Genomic DNA, 17116 nt, shown 5'->3' with positions numbered 1-17116 from the left:
TTCGATGCCGCCCCTCCTCCCGTGTTCCAACAGCTTTTGCCCATTAGGCAGAAGACACAGCGCTGATCTCGTTGATCCCACCGACCGTTCTGCAAGAGCGACCTTACTATAGCAATCTAGACATCGCGCCCTTTGCGGCGGCCGGCTTGGCCTATCGGACAAGCTGTCAGTGTCACTGCAGAAATCGCCCGTGCTACCATTCGTATCGCGCTCCAACCCCGACGGATGTCGAACCTTTCGCGTCGACATCCGATTCGACCCGAATGTGGCGCGTAACGTCCACATTGGCCGACACGCCGGACTGGCTGGCGCTCGCACCTGTCCGCACACCCACGCTCAGCCTGTCGCCGATGGCGCGCGACGCACCGACCATCGGGCCGCCAGCCCCGGCACCCACGTCCAGGCTGTCGACGCCGAGCGAGCGGCGCATGCGGTCCATCGTCCCCTCGCCGCCGCTCGCGAACTGTGCCGCCGCCTCTGCGAGTTGCAGCGCCTGCGACGTCGTCAGGCTGCCGGACGCCTTCTGGAATAGGATGCGCGACAGAATCTCGTCCTGCGGCAATTCCGGCTGTGACGTGAAGGCGAACACCGGCGCGGCCGCCGGCCCGGAGATGCCGACCTGCGCGGTGATGTCGGAGGCTGCGATCTCCGCCGCGAAGTCGAGCTCGGGGGCAAGATCGCCGTTGAAGGAGAGGATGCCCTTGGTGAAGGTCAACGTCTTTCCGAGCACCGCCAGCTTGCCCTGATATAGCGAGAAGGCGCCCTTCGGCACTGGAGCGTTGGTCGTACCGCCCACATGCACGGAGCCGCCGAGCTCCGCAGTCACCCCACGGCCGTGAATGAAGACGTGGTTCGGCGCCGAGACCGAAACGTCAAGCGCGGCATTGAACAAAGCCGCACGCCCCTTGCTGCCTTTCAAGGCTTCGGCCTTGCGCGCCGCCGCAAGGCGCGCGGCCGCCTGACCCGCGGCGTTCACGTGGTTGATGCCGTCGATTGGCTTCAGCGTCGACGGCAGGCGATCGGGAATATCGACGGCGACGTGGGTGAGGTCGATCCGGCCACTGATCCGTGGATCGCGCGCCAGGGCACCGCTGACGTCGATCGCGAGATTGGCCTGCGCGGTCGCAAGCGCACTGGCCGCGAGGGTCGCCCGTTGCCCACGGATCGAGACCGTCCCCGGGAAGCCTGCATCCGGGGCGACCCGCACCTGGCCGGAGCCCGACAATGTGCCGCCGTTGGGCGTCGCTGCGGTCAGTCGCTCGACGACGATACGGTCGCCTTCGGCGGAGACTTTCGCCTCGATGTCGTCGAAGCGTGTGCCGAGCAGGCTGTCGCGGAACGTGCCCGCGCTCAAGGTGGCGGCACCGCCGATCTGGGGCCTGGCGCGCGTGCCGCCCAAACGGGCATCGAGCACGACGGTGCCCGCAACGGTGCGGCCGGACGCCGATAGCGCCGCATTGGCGACGGCTGCATCGAGACGGCCTTTCGCGGTCAGCGCGATCGGGCCCGTGGCATCGAGTGGTACCGTACCCGAGGCGGTGATCGTGCCGGCTTTTCCCGCCGCGATCGTGGTGGCGAGACTGGCGCGGCTTCCCTCGAGGCGCCCATCCGCCGCGACGTCGATCGGCGGCAGGCCGGCGCTGCGGCTCTGCGGCGCGCTTAGCTGTTTGACAGATACCTTGTACTGGCCTGTCGGGGCGCTCGTCGAGCCGGCGATCACAGCCGAGGCGTCTAGCGTCCCGGCAAGGCCCAGGCCCGGCATCACGACATCGGCCTCGGGAAGCGGGATTGCGCTCGCGATGGCCTTGACGTTCAGCGTCTTGCCTACGCTGCCGTCGACCGTGAACCGACCGTTGCCGACGCCGAGCGCCAGATGCTCGATCAGCACGCTTCCGTCGTCGAGCGTGAAGCTCGCCGGCCCCTGCAACACGATCGCCCTGGCGCCGCGCCGCGCGGTGAAGCGGTTGAGCTCGAACCGCGTGCGATCCCTGGCCGTCAGCACGCCTCCAGCATCGAGATCGAAGCCAGCCGCCTTGGCCGACAGACCAATGATGCTCGTGCCAGCGTTTCCGCGCGCGGTCAGGGCGACGCTCGAGACAGCCTGGCCGGCAATCTCGGCGCCGGTGACCTTGGCGTCCGCGTTGAGCAACGGATGGCGGTAAAGATCGGCCGCATCGGCGCGCAGATCGAAACTGCGGATCGCGGCGCCGGCGGCGCGGACTGCCGCACCCTTGCCGGCGAGACGCACGGATTGCTGACCGCCATCGGCGGTTGCGGCAAGATCGAGCGAAGCGGAGCCGGCAAGGTCCATGAGGGCTAGCGGCGAGAGGTCGGCGAGCGAGCCGGCTGCGAAATGGAGTTCCCCGCGCGCGAGGCTTTGCGCGTCGACCGTCCCTGCCCCCTTCAGTGATACCGAGCCGATCGCGATGTCGACGGTCTTGGCGTCCCATCCGGCAACAGCCGATGCCGCTGCGTCGCCGCCTTGACGGCTCACTTGCACAATCCCGCGGGCCGGCTTGCCGTTGACCGAGCCGTCGAGCCTGGCATCGATCGTGCAGGGTCCCTTGACGTCATTGACGGTCGCGGCGAGTTCCAGATGCGGAATGGGACGGCGCATCGCGGTGGCGCGATCGACCGAAGCCGAGAACGACACGCCGGGACGCGCGAGCCCTCCGGTGAGGCCGACGTCGACAGCTGCCACACCGGTGAGGCGCGCATCGGCCGCGGCAAGATCGGGCAGACTGATACGCGCCGACAGATCGCTCGTCTCGCGGGTCACCGTTCCCTTGGCGCGAACCGCGACATGGGCACCGTCGAGCGAAACGTCCCGGACCATATAGATGTCGCGGCCGGTATCTGCGCCGACATCCGCCGCAAGCGAAACGCGCGGTCCCGTGAGCCCATCCAATGCGGCGAGTCCCGTCGCGATCTGCTCGCCGGTGCCGGACAATTTGGCGCCGAAGCGACCGTGCTCGCGGTCGGCGTCGAGATCGAGACCGAGCGCCACCGCGCCCTTGAGTTTCAACCCGGCGAGATCGCTGAAGCGGCCGAGGTCAGGCAGGTTTCCGGTCGCACGGCCATGCAGCCGATCGGGGCTGACATCGCCGGCATAGGTGGCGTGGACCGTGGGCGTGCCGATCTCCAACCGCTCGATGGTGGCGTGGCCGCCCAGATCGGTGCTGCCGCGGAGCAAGAGCGAAGCGGCGTTGCCGATGGCTGCTGCGAGACCGGGATCGCGCGGCGCGATGCCGGAGGCCCGCAAATTCGCATCTAGCACGATATGCGTTGCCAGGTCGCTCGCCTCTGAGTGAGGAATCGCCGTGAGCGAGGCGTCGAGCGAATCGATATCTCCATCCGGCAGGCGGGCGCCTGACAGCGCCAGCTTGGCCCTGAGCGTCGGGGCCTTGATCGGTCCGTTGGCCCGACTGTCGAAAACCAGGCTGCGGATCGAACCCTGGTCTGTTTCCGTGACATCGCCATTGCTCGGCAGGGCGCGGATCGAGGCCGAGAAATCCATGACTTTGTCGGCACCGAGCAGGCCCTTCACATCGAGCCGGGCGAGGCGACTCGTGAGCGCCAGCCCATCCAGCACGACGCTGCCGTCGTCGCCGAAATGCGTCGTGCTGTCGAGATTTGTCTCGCCGGCAAAGACGGGCGCGGCAACCGACGGCAGCAGCGGCCCGAGATGGCTCGACAGACGGGTTGCAAGGACCCGGCCTGCCCCGTTGCGGTCGAGCGTGATCGCACCGGTCGCATCGATGGTGGGACCGGCCTGAAACTTCAGAGCACCGCCGAAGCTGTCGAGCGTGCCCTTGCCACCCAGCGCGAACGTGACGGGCGGCTCGCCCGGCAGATGACCGATTTTGGACATCAGTCCGTGGGCGGGCTCGTCGAGCATGACGTCGAGGGTCAACGCGTTTCCATGCGGCACAAAGGCGAGCGCGGCCTTGAAGCGGCCCGGGAAATCGTTGCGGGTCGCATCGAGATTGAAAACGAGGCCCTCCGAGGGCGAGCCCAGTTCGGTGTTGCCGGTCGCCTTCACGCTGAGCGCTTCGCCGAGAATGGACTGGCCCAGCACCAGCGCATGCAGGTCGAAAGCCTTCACCTGCACCTTCACGGGAATGTCCGGCAGAATCGGCTGGTCGGACGCCGCGGCGGGCTCGTCTGATGGCAGCGGCTTTCGCTTGATATCGAGCGTGCCGATCTCGAGCCGATCGATCTCCAGCCGCCCCATCAGCAGCGCGGTGCGGCGCCAGACGAAACGGGCCTTGTCGAGGGTCAGCCAAACTCCGTCCTTGTCGGTGATGCTGACGTCGCGCACCGTGGCATCCGATGACAGCACGCCGTCGACGGCGCCGATATGGACCTGGGTCGCGGGGGTTGAAAGCGTTCGCGAGACGAGGCCCGCGAGCATGTCCTGCTGGTTCGCGTCGGACATGCCGGCCATTCCGTAGAAGACGATGCCGAGCACAGCGACAGAGACGACCCCGAGCGCCGCGATGGCAAAACCGATGACCAGCGCACGGCGCGCGCGCATCAGAAGGCTTGCCCTATGCTGACATAGATCGCGTACCGGCTGTCGCCCGGTCGCGGATTGAGCGGGGTCGCGACATCGAGACGGATCGGGCCCACCGGCGTGAGATAACGCAGGCCGAGCCCCGCCCCGTAGCCGACATAGTCGCTGAAGCCCGGCAGCGACGAGTGCGACACCGAGCCGAAGTCCAGGAACGGCACGAGGCCGATGGTCGGCGTGATCCTGACGCGCACTTCTGCAGAACCTTCGATCAGGCTGCTGCCACCGGTGATCTGACCGAACATCATCGGCGAGATGGTATTGAAGCCGTAGCCGCGCACGGATCCGCCGCCGCCAGCGAAGAAACGATGCGAATCCGGAATGTCGGCCAGCGGCGCGCCCGCGAGCGAGCCCGCGGCCAGCCGGCCCGCGAGCACGTAGTCGGCCTGCTCGTCGAGTGCGTAATAGGCCGAAGCCGAGACGCGGCCCTCGAACAGATCGATCGTGGAGCCCATCAGCTTCGGATAGGCATTGACGGTCGCAGCAAGCCGCACACCGCGCGTGGGATCGAGCGGATTGTCTGTCGTGTCGTAACGGCCGGTCGCGGTGAAGCCGACGAGCGTCGCATCGACTCGGCCCAGCACGTCCTGCGATTTCGATTGCTCGACCTGAAAGCCGCCTTGCAGCGAAGCGGTCTCCGAAAAGCGATGCACCACGCCGATCGTGCCGCGCACCGTGTCGTCGGTATAACCACCGAGCTCGTTGTTGCCGACGCGCTCGCGGAAGGCGGTGGCTTCGATCAAGAGGTCGTTGGGGGTGCCGAACAGGCCCGGCTTGATGAACGTTCCCGTGAATCGCGCGCCGAAGTCTGAAGCGTGGAGATTGCTGAAACCGTTGAAGGACGTTCCATCGACCCGCTGCAAGAGGGAGGCGGACGCCTCGAGCCGCAAGCGCTCGCCGCCGCCGAATATGTTCCGATCCTCGTAGTAGCCCGAAATGCCGGGACCATCGACCGTCGAATACTTCGCCGAGAGACCGACCGCGTGCCGGGGGCGATCCGTCACATCGATGAAGACCGGCAGGTTGCCGTTGGCGTCGAGCTTGTCGGCCTCGCGGATGCGAATGCCACCGATGGCGGGCATCTTGGCGATGGAGGTCTTGGTCAGCGCCAGCCGCTCGGGAGAATAAGGCTCGCCTTCCTTGAGATAAACATGGGTCGCCACCACCCGCGGGTCGACAGCACCGTCGCCCGAGATGGTGACGGCGCCGATGCCGGCCTTGGGCCCGGGTTCGACCCGCATACGAAGATCCATCGCGCCAGCTGCGTGATCGACCGTTGCCTTGACGTCGGCGATCTTCGCCAACGGATGTCCGCTGCTGCGGAACCAGTCGACGAGTTTAAGCTGCGCGGTGCGGAGATCAGCCGAAACAGCCGGATCTCCCGGCTTCAGCCCGAAGGCGCGGCGCGGCAGCCCCTGCGGCGTCTGGTCGTGCGGATAGTCGACGTCAATGGTGCGCAGCTTGAACAGCCGACCGAGCCGCGCGGTGACCTTGATCGGAACGACGGCCTTGTTGCGAAGTGCGTCGGCCCGATCGGCCGCGGCGGCAAATCCGGCCTCGTCCAGCGGCGAGACGGGAACTCCGTCGATGGCCACATCGACTTCCGCGTTGTAGCGACCAAGGCCCCAAAGCGTGTCGAGCAGCGGGTTGATGTCGGCCTGAAGGCGACGCGCGAGACCGTCTCCGTCCGGTGGCGGTTCCTGTCGGAGCCGATAGGTAGCGGAGGCGTCACGCAAGGCCTGTTCGGCATCGCTATCCTCCTTGCCGTCCTCCGTCCTGGCCTCGATCACCAGACGATAGGACAATGTGGTGGTGCTGACCGGCGGTGGGTCGTCTGAACCGAGCAGGCCAAAGAAGTCGAACGCGTGAGCCGACCCGCTCAGCGAGCAGGAGACGATCGCTGCGACGGCAAAACCAATACGCAACCCTCGTCCGCCTCGCGCTGGCCGCCCCGGCGACCGGACCAGGAATCGTAGCGCGGCACCAAAGGAACCTTGCGCCGCGCTAATGGGCGTTGCGAGACGGCAGACAAATGCCGGAGCAAGTGTCGTCGTGGAGATAACGTCGACTGGGAAGAGACGCCGTATAGCTTGCCAACGCCGCATTAAGCCAGCAATGGATCTCACGTCCGGCTTGTAGCCTGCAAATGGCAAGCGCCACCCCGCGGCAAAAGTTGGCCGCCCGCAGGCAGCAAACGGAAGTCATTGACATCCGGCACGACGACGACCGGTAGAACGTGGTCCGGTCAAAAACTTTGATGATCGTTCCGGCACTTTCACATTCGAGCTTTTTGTCGTCTGAGAAGTGCAGTTACGAATTCTGTGCTCCCGTTTCGATGTCACGCAGATGCCTCATGCATTAGATCGAAGCCGATCAGAAGGGCGAGCTAAGCATGACACACCGGAGCATAGATCCGAATCTCAACGATCCGAGCTGACAGAAAATATCCACGTCTCTGCAGCGCATCTCCAGCAGGAATGAGCGATGACTTCCGCAAGGAACGTCAGGGCACGGGTCGAGCGGCGAGTTTGGCAAGGCGCGCCAGCGCGGCACCGAAACCCTTCATCGAAAGCTCAAAGTCGACCGGATTGCCGCCATCGTAAGTAACCATGCGAACCACAACCTTCTGCTGAGTGCCGAGGACCTTGACCTCATCGGCGTTGAATTCTGTAGTCGCTAAGCACCCGTTCGGCAGGCAGGTCAGCAGCTCGATCTTTCTGAAGTCTTTGTTGCCGACCTTGAGGGTAACACCCTCCGACAACTTGATCCCGAAGGCTGCGGTGATCGTTCCCGCCAGAGACCCGGCCTTGGCAGCGGGACGAAGCAGTATCGACAATACCTTCTGGTTCGTCGCGTCTTGGAAGAGCTCCGCACTGATCTGGCATTGCCTGTCGGCATTGCGCGCATCACAGCGGAAGGCCCAGGCATCGTAGGTTTCCATGATCGTCGTAGGCTGGCTGGTCGTCTCCTGGGCCAAGATCTGGTTCGAAGGCGATGCGCCGATGAAAAGGATCCCGGCGAACAAAGCTGCCAGGAGCAAAACGGAAGTTCGGACCACGGAGTACTTTCGTGAGGGGAGAAGTTGACGCGCGCACTGACGGAGCGGACGCGTCCGACTCGCGCGGGCGATCCTGTGTGCAGTCACCATCTGTACCTGGCCCCAGCAATGCCGCGATTGCCGTAGCTGCTGCCGAAGTTGCCGAGGCTCGTGGAGGCGGCGACCTCGCCATAGAGGGAGTATTTGTTGTCCCCCCAATCATAGGTTCCGCCCAACCCGAGCTCCCCGGTCGAGGAGGCGTTGCGGCTGACAAACCACGTCTCGGCCACGCTCACCCGGGTCCCCCCCAGGAACTCGGCATAGAGATTGGCGATGCCATAGAGCTTGAGGCGTTCGGCGTTGCCATGCGCGTCCTTCCACGCCTTCTCCCAGCCGGCCGAGATGCCGAACCGGGCACGGAGGCTGTCGCCCTTGTCGGGCGAGACCCTCGCCCCGAACCGGTCGGTAAAGCCATCGAATGTCACGGAGGAATAGATCAGCTGCGCCTGCGGCGTGACCGTCCAGCTCCTGGCGATGTGCAGGTCTTGGCCCATCTCGAGCGAGAACGCGTAACCGAAGCCGGTGTTGTTGTGGGCGATGAGGCCGGCCTGATCGGACCACAGATTGCTGTTGAACCAGGTCGCCCGTCCCTGGGCATCGACATAGAAGCCATGGCGGCCATACCAGGTCAGGGTCGGACCGATGCCATAGGCATCGGCATTGATGGAGCCGTCGGCGTGCGGCGAGACCAGCCTGGCGCTGGCATTGCCGTACTGGCCAGTCACGCCGAGGATCAGGCGATCGCCAAAGGTGGATTCATAAAGAAGCCCATCGACGCCTGCCTGAACCTGCCATTGGTCCACGTCGCGGTTCACGCTCGCCGTCGAGAGGGCTGGCTGGACATGATCATGGCGTCCCTCCGTGCGGAGCCAGAAGCCACCCCCCTCGATGGTGGGATCCTTCTCGCAACCGAACGGACGGGCCGTCCGATCGGAGGCGTCGGCCGCGTCTCTTCTTTCCCGGTCGTCGCACCAGTAACGATTGCCCACCCGCTGCTGCAGCGTTGGCAGGCCAATCAGGCCGAGCAGCACCTGCGGATAGGCCTCAGCCACCGGCACTGTCGGCTGGTAGAGGGGCTGGTACGCCGCTGCTGGAGGCACTGTCGGCGCGGGAGGCACTGTCGGCGGCGTGGGAGGCGGGACTGGCTGGGGGGGCGGGACTGGATTGGGCGGAACGAGTTGCGAGCGCAGGTACCAGTTGCCATCCGCCGCACTGCCGCCGACGCCACCGTGGAAAAGCGTGTAGCCATAGGCCCCGGCGACCACGGCCGGCCGGCCGTCCTTGGTCGTGTACTGCCCGTTGAGCACAAAGACGTCGGGCGCGGACGCGGTTTTGTTCAGGACATCGACGAGCATGATGCCATTGCCTAGCGTGGGCGCGCCCGCGCCGCCGGCGTTGGCGACGCTGATCCGAGTCGCGCCACCGGAGCCAAGGCGCGTCGAATCCACGACGAGCACGTCGCTCAGGCTCTGAGGGCCGCCGGCGTTCAGGACGGTGTCTAGTCTCAGACCACCGCCGTCGGAGATGAAGACGCCGCCCCCGTCAGTACCGGGATGGGTGCCGCCGGTGATCACGAGCACGTCGCCGGCGATCGGGCGCCCCGCTCCGGTGTCGGCCCCCTGGAGCGTGATGATCCCGCGGTTGTCGAACGCCCTGACGCCCAGCAGCTGGCCCTGGGCGACGCCGTTTTGCGTCGTCGGCAGCAGGCTGCCGGCCGGCTGGTAGGCCCCGGTATTGTCGACGCTCTGCGGCCGGTCGACATAGAGCAGCCGCAGGACGCCATTGGCGTTGTTGTTGAAGTCGCCATTGATCTGCGAGACGGCGACATGCTGCACGCCGTTGACATAGTCGCGCGTGTCGAAGGAATTGGGCGAGTTGTTGTTGAAGACGTTGTTGCTGCCCAGCAGCGTGACGTAGCCGATGATGGTGCCATCGTTGTTGATGGTGGTGGTGCCGGAGCGGCTGAGGATGGCCAGGTCGCTGGCGCCGCTGATCCGGCCGCCCGCCTGGTTGTTGATGATTGTCCCGTTGGTGGCGCGCACATCGACCACGGCGGCGGTCAGGCTCGAGGTCGTCGCGTTGCCGGAATTGTTGACGGTCGCCCGTAACGCACCGTCGACCTGCATGGCGCTGCCGGCGGTGCCCGTGGTGGCGCCGGCGGTGGTGATGGTCACGGTGCCGGCGGGGGCGCTGCCGCGAATGCCGGTGGCACCGGTGACGGTGCCGTTGGATGTGACGACGACGTTGCCGCGGTTCGAGACGGCGTTGATGCCGACACCCCGTTGCGAGACGATCGTTGTCCCGGCGCCTGCCGTGACCACGGCATTGCCGGTGCCGGCGGTGGTGGCGTTGAGACCGTTGCCGCCCGTGCCCGTTGTCGTCACGGAGCCGCCCGTCATGCTGATGGTGGCGTTTTGCCCGTTCGCCGCATTGGTGATGGTGGCGAAGGCGCCGTGGCCGTTGCTTCCCTGCGCGGTGACGCTCCCTCCCGAGATCGTCACCAGCGCCCCGCCGAGGCCGGCGTTGTAAGCATAGAGGCCGACGGCGTCGGCGCCCCCTGTCGTGACCGTCGCGTGGTCCGCCAGAGTGACCGTCGCGTCAGCTGAGCTTGCGGTATTAAAGACTTGGGCGAGCGCACCGTGTGACCCGGCCGCTGTCGTGTCGACGCGGCTATTGCCCGAGACGGCAACGGTCGCAGCACCTCTGCCTTGGTTGAGCGCAAAGAGGCCAATTGCACCGGCGGTGACTGTGCCGCCCGTCATCGTCACTCGTGCATCGCGCGCATTCGCACCGTTGGTAATCCAGGCTAGAAGCCCTCTTTGTCCCGCAGTTACCGTCCCACCGTTCATCGTTACTGTGGCAGCGCCACTACCCGCCTGCCAAGCGAGCAAACCCACCTGCCCCGCCCTGACCGAGCCACCCGTCATGATGACCGACATGTCCCCCTTTCCCGCTCCCGCCAATTGATTGCCCGCCCACAGACCGTGCTTGCCGGCAACGATCGTACCGTTGTCGAGGATCACCGTTGAATTGCCGTTGCCGAAGTCGAAGGCAATGACATCACTGTTGTACGGATTGGTAATCGTCCCGACGGTTTTGATGTCGACGACGATATTGTCGTATCCGTCATTCTGGACCACGCCGTTCGGCTGAGATGAAGGCCCGACGACCATGCCCGGGTTGACGATGACGAGCGTCAGGTTATTGGCGAGAGGCCAGAATCCCCAACCCAGACCGCCATAGTAGATGCCACCAGGATAGGAGGCGCCTCCACAGGTGATCGTGGCCGGGTTCGAGGTCGGATGACCGCACTCGTACTGTGCCAACGTCTCGCCGCTGCTTATAGCCAGCAACATGGTGGCCAGCGCAGCAGGCAAGGCTGCGCCGACAGACCGATGGCAGAACTGCAACAGTGCGATCGAGAAGGGGCGATGAATCGATAATTTGTTCCGCATCAATAAAGATGAGCACGCCCTCATTCAAAATGATGCTTATAATCGGTCAGTCCTTGTTGAAATCGGTCAAGATTTTTGATCGGGCGCCGCTGGCAGCGGCCGCGTCCCGGCCTCCTCTGTCGGGGCGCAAAGATTGGCAAGGCCGGCCTCAACAGAACGGCGCTTCATCCGAGCTCTGTCAGTCAACGTCTTATTTGCGCCGCCGCTTGTAGACCGAGGGTGTCGCGTCAAGGGCGCTTGAAGACCGTCGTTAAATGGGCGTACTCGAAAAACCCGCAACAAATTGCGATCTGACATACGCGTCCGGCGTAGGTCGCGGGCTGGTTGGATTATTTGGGCGGCCAGCGCTTGAGCAGTTCCGGACTTTCTTTGTACATGCGGACGATTTTGATCAGGTTTTCGATACCGAAGACGGTGAACGCCCGGACGCCGTCATCTCGGACGCGATGGACCCAGCTGGCGCAGGACGAGGGCGAGTTCGCCAAGGTGAAGGCCAACCCGGAGCTGATCCCCAGCCTGGTCGACGAAGCGATCCGCTGGATGACGCCGGTGAAGCATTTCATGCGCTCGGCCACCGCGGATACCGAGCTCGGCGGCCGCAAGATCGCCAAGGGCGCCGTCGTGGTGCTACCGGCGCAGACGGTAAGCATTAGTAGCCCCAGCACCAGTGTCGGCATCGCGCTCCCGCGTCAAGACGCGAAGCCGAGCGCCTTCGCCGTAGCGAAAAGATTGGCTCGTGAAGAGCGCGATTTTGTTGAAACATTCAAGTGATCTCACGCACGGGTTCATCGCGATTTTGGCGGGCCACGCGCCAATAATCCGTGTTAGCGGGATAAGAAGATCAACCTTTCCTAGCAGGCTGTTGAAAAAAGGCGGTCGCCGCCGACCGAGGATCATGATTCATTGGCTCCGACGAGATTCGGAGATGGTGCGTGCGCGGCGGCGACAATCGAACGGGCGAGCTGTTCAGCTACGTCGACCTGGAAGCAAGGGTGCGGCGTGATCATCCGCTGCGAGGGATCCGGACGATCGTGAACGAGGCGCTGGCGGCGCTGGAGCACGAGTTCGCCGCCCTTTATTCGCCGATTGGACGGCCGTCGATCCCGCCGGAGAAGCTGCTGCGGGCGATGCTGTTGCAGGCGTTTTATTCGATCCGCTCGGAGCGACTTCTGATGGAGCGGTTGGAATATGATTTGCTGTTCCGCTGGTTCGTCGGAATCGGCGTCGACGATGCAGCCTGGGACCATTCGGTATTCTCGAAGAACCGCGACCGGCTGCTGGAAGGCGACATCGCGGCGAAGTTCCTGGCGGCGGTGCTGGCGCAGCCCAGGGTGAAGAAGCTTCTGTCGAGCGATCACTTCTCGGTCGACGGCACGCTGATCGAGGCCTGGGCCTCGATGAAGAGCGTCAAACCGAAGGATAGCTCCGGCGAGCCGCCGGCCCAAGGCGGCGGGCGCAATGCTGAAGCGAACTTCCATGGCCAGAAGCGCTCCAACGACACCCATGCTTCGACCACCGATCCGGAGGCCAGGCTCTACCGCAAGGGGAAAGGCAAGGAGACGAAGCTGTGCTTCATCGGGCACGGGCTGATGGAGAACCGCCACGGCTTGCTGGTCGACGCCTGCCTGACGCAGGCCGGTGGGCATGCCGAACGGGTGGCCGCGCTGCACATGATCGAGCCTCGTGCCGATCGACCGACAGCGATCACGCTTGGTGCCGACAAAGCCTACGATGCAGAAGACTTCGTCAACGAGCTGCGCTCGATGAACGTGACGCCGCATGTTGCGCAGAATACCGGCGGCCGTAGCTCTGCGATCGACGGGCGTACGACCCGGCACGGCGGTTATGCTGTCAGCCAGCGCATCCGCAAGCGGATTGAGGAGGCATTCGGCTGGATCAAGACGGTCGCCGGGCAAGAGAAGACCAGATTCCGTGGCCGTGATCGGGTCGGATGGGCCTTTACCTTCGCTGCGGCCGCCTACAATCTGGTGCGGCTGCCCAAGTTGATCGCGGAGACCGGTTGATGGCCAAGGTGCCCGGCTTTGCCAAGGCCTTTGCCGGCCGCTGGCGCATCGTCGAAATGGACAACTGGGACAGCGACTTCCTCGATCTTGTCGGAGAGGCGCATCTCACCTTCCGTGGCAAGTCCGATGGCGAAATAGCGTTTGGGGCTCTCAAGGGCTTCCTGGATGCTCGCTACGGCACCCGCGACGGATCGGCCTGCGCCGAGTTCTCATGGGAGAGGCACGACGAGAATGATCCGTCCTGTGGTCGCGGATGGGCCATGATCGGCACTGCGGGCAGGCTCGTTAGCCACTTCTACATCCACAATGGCGACGATTCAGCCTTCGTTTGCGAACGCGGCTGAGTTCTTCAACGGCCTGCTAGGGCGCCACGAACACGCCTTCGCTCAGAGAAACAGCTACATTGCCACGGCGACTAGGCCTTGAGCCAAAGCAATTTCAACAACCCTCCTGCAAAACCGCGCTTGTGGCATTTTCTGCCATCTCCTGCTCTTGCAGGTCCCCGCAACCACTTCTGTCATAACTCACTCACCGTCCCGGTCTAACCATCGGGGCGGTGTTTGCGTTTGCGCCGGCTTGAATGCCTAGAGACCACCAGGGCGGTCATGGCTGCACCCCCGCTGAACCTGAGTTCAGTCAAGACCTGGGCAGGCCTATTTTAGAGGTTTGAGGCGCGCCCCGCCATTCGAGTTACAGCTGTTCCTCGGCTCAACACTTCGTCCCCTCCCGCCCGGCAGAAGCCGAATTCGGCAGGCAAATACCTGCTGCAACCACGATCAAACGGCCTTAAGTTCCATGCGTGCTGCGAGGAGGCTAGCTAGAGCCAAGCTTGATATTGCCACTACATGGATTCCGCCGTCGTAGTAGAACAGCATCGTATGAGCCCACCAGGCTCCCAATGCACCACCTGCCATCTGCATCGCGCTGAATAGCGACGAAGCAGTGCCACTGAGCTCTGCGGAGTCGCTCATTGTGCGCGCGATGATCACCGGCAGGACCACACCTTGAAGCACCGCATAAGCTGCCATGCAGATCACGTTGCCGGGGGAGAGGACTTGCCCATTGGCGAGCCACCACAGCGAGAACAAGGCGCACAGCATTTGGGCCGTGAGCGGAAGCAGAATCCTGCTACCTTGCACCATCCTCGGCCATCTTCTGACCACGAGCGCTCCGAGAATGAAGAAGGGGGTTAGAAGACTGAGAGCGATGCCAAACCTGATTGGCTCATAAAGATCGAGCCTCTTGGCCAAGTCCGGAGCATTTGCCATGTAGGCGCCAAAAGCCATGCAATAGACGCCGCCCAGCGCCGCGCCCCAGACCACGGTGTGCGTCTTGAAACAAGTCGCAAACGCATCCCTGACACGAATCGAACTTGGAATAACGCGGTCGCGGCGAATCCCGGAGTAGGAGAGTGCAAGCAAAAACAGGGTGACCAGAAGTGTAAGGACAAAGGGAGCCCGCCATCCCCAGGCGCTGGCGAGTGCTCCGCCGGCAAGCGGGGTCAGTATGGGCGCGACTGAGATCCAGACCGAACACAAAGCTACCGCTCTGGTCAACTCATCGCCGTCAAACCAGTCCCGCAGGATCGACCGCGAATTGATCAAGCATGCTGAAAAGCCGAGCGCCTGAAGGGCTCGTCCGCACACCAGCACTTGCCAGGTCGTGGCGAAGATGCAGAGTAATGTTCCAGCCGTACCGAGAAGAGCTCCCCATAACACGGTCTGAAAGCGGCCCGAGCGATCGCTTGCGGCTCCCCAAGTTAATTGCCCAACTGCCGAGAACAGCAGATACGTGGATATGGCCACAGCGCCCTGGTCGGATGGGAACAGATACGAAAAGAGCGGGACGGCCGGAACGCATATGTACGCAGCCAACTGAGAAAACGAGGCGAAGAATACCGAGCAACCGAGTATCCAGCCGTAGGACGTCGATGTGCGGGGTAACTTCGCTACGATGGTCTTTTCATCAGGTATGTGCGCAGGATTGACTTGATAGGGCATGCCCATACGTCACCGCGCCGGTGCGTCGAACGTCGCGTCCAGAAGTTTCGCAAAATACGGGAATCTTGCAACGATCCGCCACGTGATGGTCGACAGCACCAGCGACCCCTTCGGGAACATCGATTTGATGACCGCGAAGACCTTTCCGTAGGGCATGCTCGTTCGGAAGCGTCCGGCGAGGATGGCTTCGATGACCCGTGAGGCCGCGGCGTCTTCCGACATCATCGGAAAATTGCGCAGCTTGATATTCCGGCTAGTCATTGGCGACTTGACCAAAGGAAGATGGAGAATCCCAAAGAGAATACCTTTCCCGAGCAACTCCGCCCGCAACGCCGTAAAAAACTGATCGAGAGCCGTCTTGCTCGCGGAATAGCTCGCGTATTCTGCTACATCCATCTCGGAAGAAATCGAGGAAAGCGCGACAACATGGCCACCGCCTCGCTCGATCATGCCGGGCAATAGCGATCGCAGGAGAGTTACGGCCGACAGAAAATTGACTTGCGTCATTCGCTTGGTCTCTTCGGCTTGTGCGGACATCTTGAGGAATTCCCTGGCTACTGAAAGGCCCGCGGCGTGAATGAAGACGTCGGGAATCCACTTGCCGCGGGAGAGCTCCGTCAGCGCCTCCGAGATCGCGACATCGTTCAGGAGATCGCATTCAATGAAACGCAACCTTTCGGCTCCCGGACTCCCGAGGCTCGCGCGAAGTTTCTCGAACGCATCGCGGTTCCTCGCCAGCACGACGATGTTGGCCTTCCGCCGAACCAACTTTCGAGCGATGGCCTTTCCGATTCCCGAAGTACCTCCCGTGAGGAGGACATTTTTGTTCTCAAAATGCGTGGTCGTCTGGTGCCGGCGTTGAATGGTGCGGCCCGCTTGCCATGCCCGCCACAGCCTCGGCGCGTAATCAGGCAGCTCCGGCGAGGCGATCCCCATAGAGCAGAGACGCCGGGAGGTCTCTTTGTTGACAAACTGAGTGGGCTGCCTCAGCTCCTTGAGCAGGTTCGTCGGGACATCCAGTTCACCCAACGCGTCCAGGAGCTCGTTCTTAAGCCTATCCAATACTCGGTCGTGCCGCGTGAACTCGCTAAGCCACGTCAGAATGTGGGAAGAGCCAGTCGGCACCACGAATCCATCATGGTCGGCGGACTTGATAAAAATTTCTAGGATGTCATCTACGCTGTAGCTCGTGTCTTCAAAAACATGATGCACGGCCAGGCCCGTATTGGCTTGCGCAACCAGCGAGGCGATCACCCGGGCGGCGTGGTCCACTGGGCAGATGGGTATGTTTGCCCAACCGATTGACGGAAGGGGCATTCCTGATGGCAAGTACCTGAGTGCACCATTCAGGGCCGGAAAGAACTTATAGATGCCGTCGGCCTTGAAGTAGCTGCCGGTCTGCGTATCTCCAACCAGCACACCCAGACGAAAGATATTCGCCGCAGGGAATTGCGCTTCGCGGATCAAGCCTTCCGCCTGATGCTTCGTCCTTCCGTAGTTGTTGCTCCACTTCTTGGCTTCCCGGAAGTGCGATTCTGTCCAGACGCCGGGATACTCCCCCGCCACAGCGATTGTGCTGATGAGATTGAAGGACGCCGCGCCTATGCGCCGCGCCAACGCAATGGCATTGGCCGTACCGGTGACGTTTGTGTCGAAGCACTTGTTCCAATCATCCTGGTCGAGGTCGTAGTGCGCGGCACAGTGAATGACGTGAATCTCACAATCACGAAACTCCCGAAACGCCTCCATCGGGACACCACAATGGTCCGCTTGCAACTGCGTGGAGAGAACCGTGAGATGCGCGGGCACCACATTCCGGGAACGCAGCCACGCTAGCACAGATTCCGGCTCCGAGTTGCCAACAAGCGCAAAGATATGCCGCGCAGGGGTGCGGCACGCCAGCTCGAGCAAAAGCTGCTTCCCGAGAAAACCAGACGCTCCCGTGACCACAAACACACGCTTCATTT

At 63.3% G+C, this 17116-nt stretch carries 9 protein-coding genes; 3 read left to right on the top strand and 6 right to left on the bottom strand.

Translation table 11 applies throughout. The features are described from left to right. Positions 1-193 precede the first annotated feature (193 nt). The 4 genes from J2R78_RS43680 to J2R78_RS43665 form a co-directional block, all read right to left on the bottom strand. Positions 194-4537 (bottom strand): translocation/assembly module TamB domain-containing protein, encoded by a 4344-nt coding sequence (locus tag J2R78_RS43680; RefSeq protein ID WP_253610504.1) that lies wholly within the window; start codon positions 4535-4537, stop codon positions 194-196. Beyond that, positions 4537-6498 (bottom strand): autotransporter assembly complex family protein, encoded by a 1962-nt coding sequence (locus J2R78_RS43675; RefSeq protein ID WP_253610505.1) that lies wholly within the window; start codon positions 6496-6498, stop codon positions 4537-4539. The genes J2R78_RS43680 and J2R78_RS43675 overlap by 1 nt, the downstream gene beginning before the upstream one ends. A 578-nt stretch (positions 6499-7076) precedes the next feature. Then, positions 7077-7631 carry an invasion associated locus B family protein gene (locus tag J2R78_RS43670; RefSeq protein ID WP_253610506.1) on the bottom strand — a complete coding sequence of 185 codons (555 nt, stop codon included), beginning with the start codon at positions 7629-7631 and terminating at the stop codon, positions 7077-7079. Positions 7632-7714: 83 nt separating this feature from the next. Then, complete coding sequence (locus J2R78_RS43665; protein WP_253610507.1) at positions 7715-11125, bottom strand: autotransporter outer membrane beta-barrel domain-containing protein; 3411 nt, start codon at positions 11123-11125, stop codon at positions 7715-7717. 333 nt (positions 11126-11458) lie between these two features. Between J2R78_RS43665 and J2R78_RS43660 the strand changes: the two genes are divergently transcribed. The 3 genes from J2R78_RS43660 (at position 11459) to J2R78_RS43650 (ending at position 13493) form a co-directional block, all read left to right on the top strand. Next, positions 11459-11896 (top strand): hypothetical protein, encoded by a 438-nt coding sequence (locus J2R78_RS43660; protein WP_253636061.1) that lies wholly within the window; start codon positions 11459-11461, stop codon positions 11894-11896. 161 nt (positions 11897-12057) lie between these two features. Continuing rightward, positions 12058-13149: an IS5 family transposase gene (locus tag J2R78_RS43655; RefSeq protein WP_069276043.1), complete on the top strand. Its 1092-nt coding sequence runs from the start codon at positions 12058-12060 to the stop codon at positions 13147-13149. Beyond that, a complete protein-coding gene (locus J2R78_RS43650; protein WP_253603703.1) occupies positions 13149-13493 on the top strand; it encodes a hypothetical protein in 345 nt (114 codons plus the stop codon). The genes J2R78_RS43655 and J2R78_RS43650 overlap by 1 nt, the downstream gene beginning before the upstream one ends. Before the next feature lie 432 nt (positions 13494-13925). Here the strand turns inward: J2R78_RS43650 and J2R78_RS43645 are convergent, their stop codons facing one another. Both J2R78_RS43645 and J2R78_RS43640 read right to left on the bottom strand, forming a co-directional pair. Then, positions 13926-15149: an MFS transporter gene (locus tag J2R78_RS43645; protein ID WP_253610509.1), complete on the bottom strand. Its 1224-nt coding sequence runs from the start codon at positions 15147-15149 to the stop codon at positions 13926-13928. A gap of 9 nt (positions 15150-15158) precedes the next feature. Then, the gene (locus J2R78_RS43640; RefSeq protein WP_253610510.1) at positions 15159-17114 is read right to left on the bottom strand and encodes an SDR family NAD(P)-dependent oxidoreductase; all 1956 of its coding nucleotides are present in this window, start codon (positions 17112-17114) and stop codon (positions 15159-15161) included. Between the last annotated feature and the right edge of the window lie 2 nt (positions 17115-17116).

Origin of the sequence: Bradyrhizobium sp. USDA 4538 (assembly GCF_024171045.1) — a bacterium.
GTDB lineage: Bacteria > Pseudomonadota > Alphaproteobacteria > Rhizobiales > Xanthobacteraceae > Bradyrhizobium > Bradyrhizobium australafricanum.
Note: the sequence above shows the minus strand (reverse complement) of the source record. Positions and strands in the feature narration are given on the sequence as shown.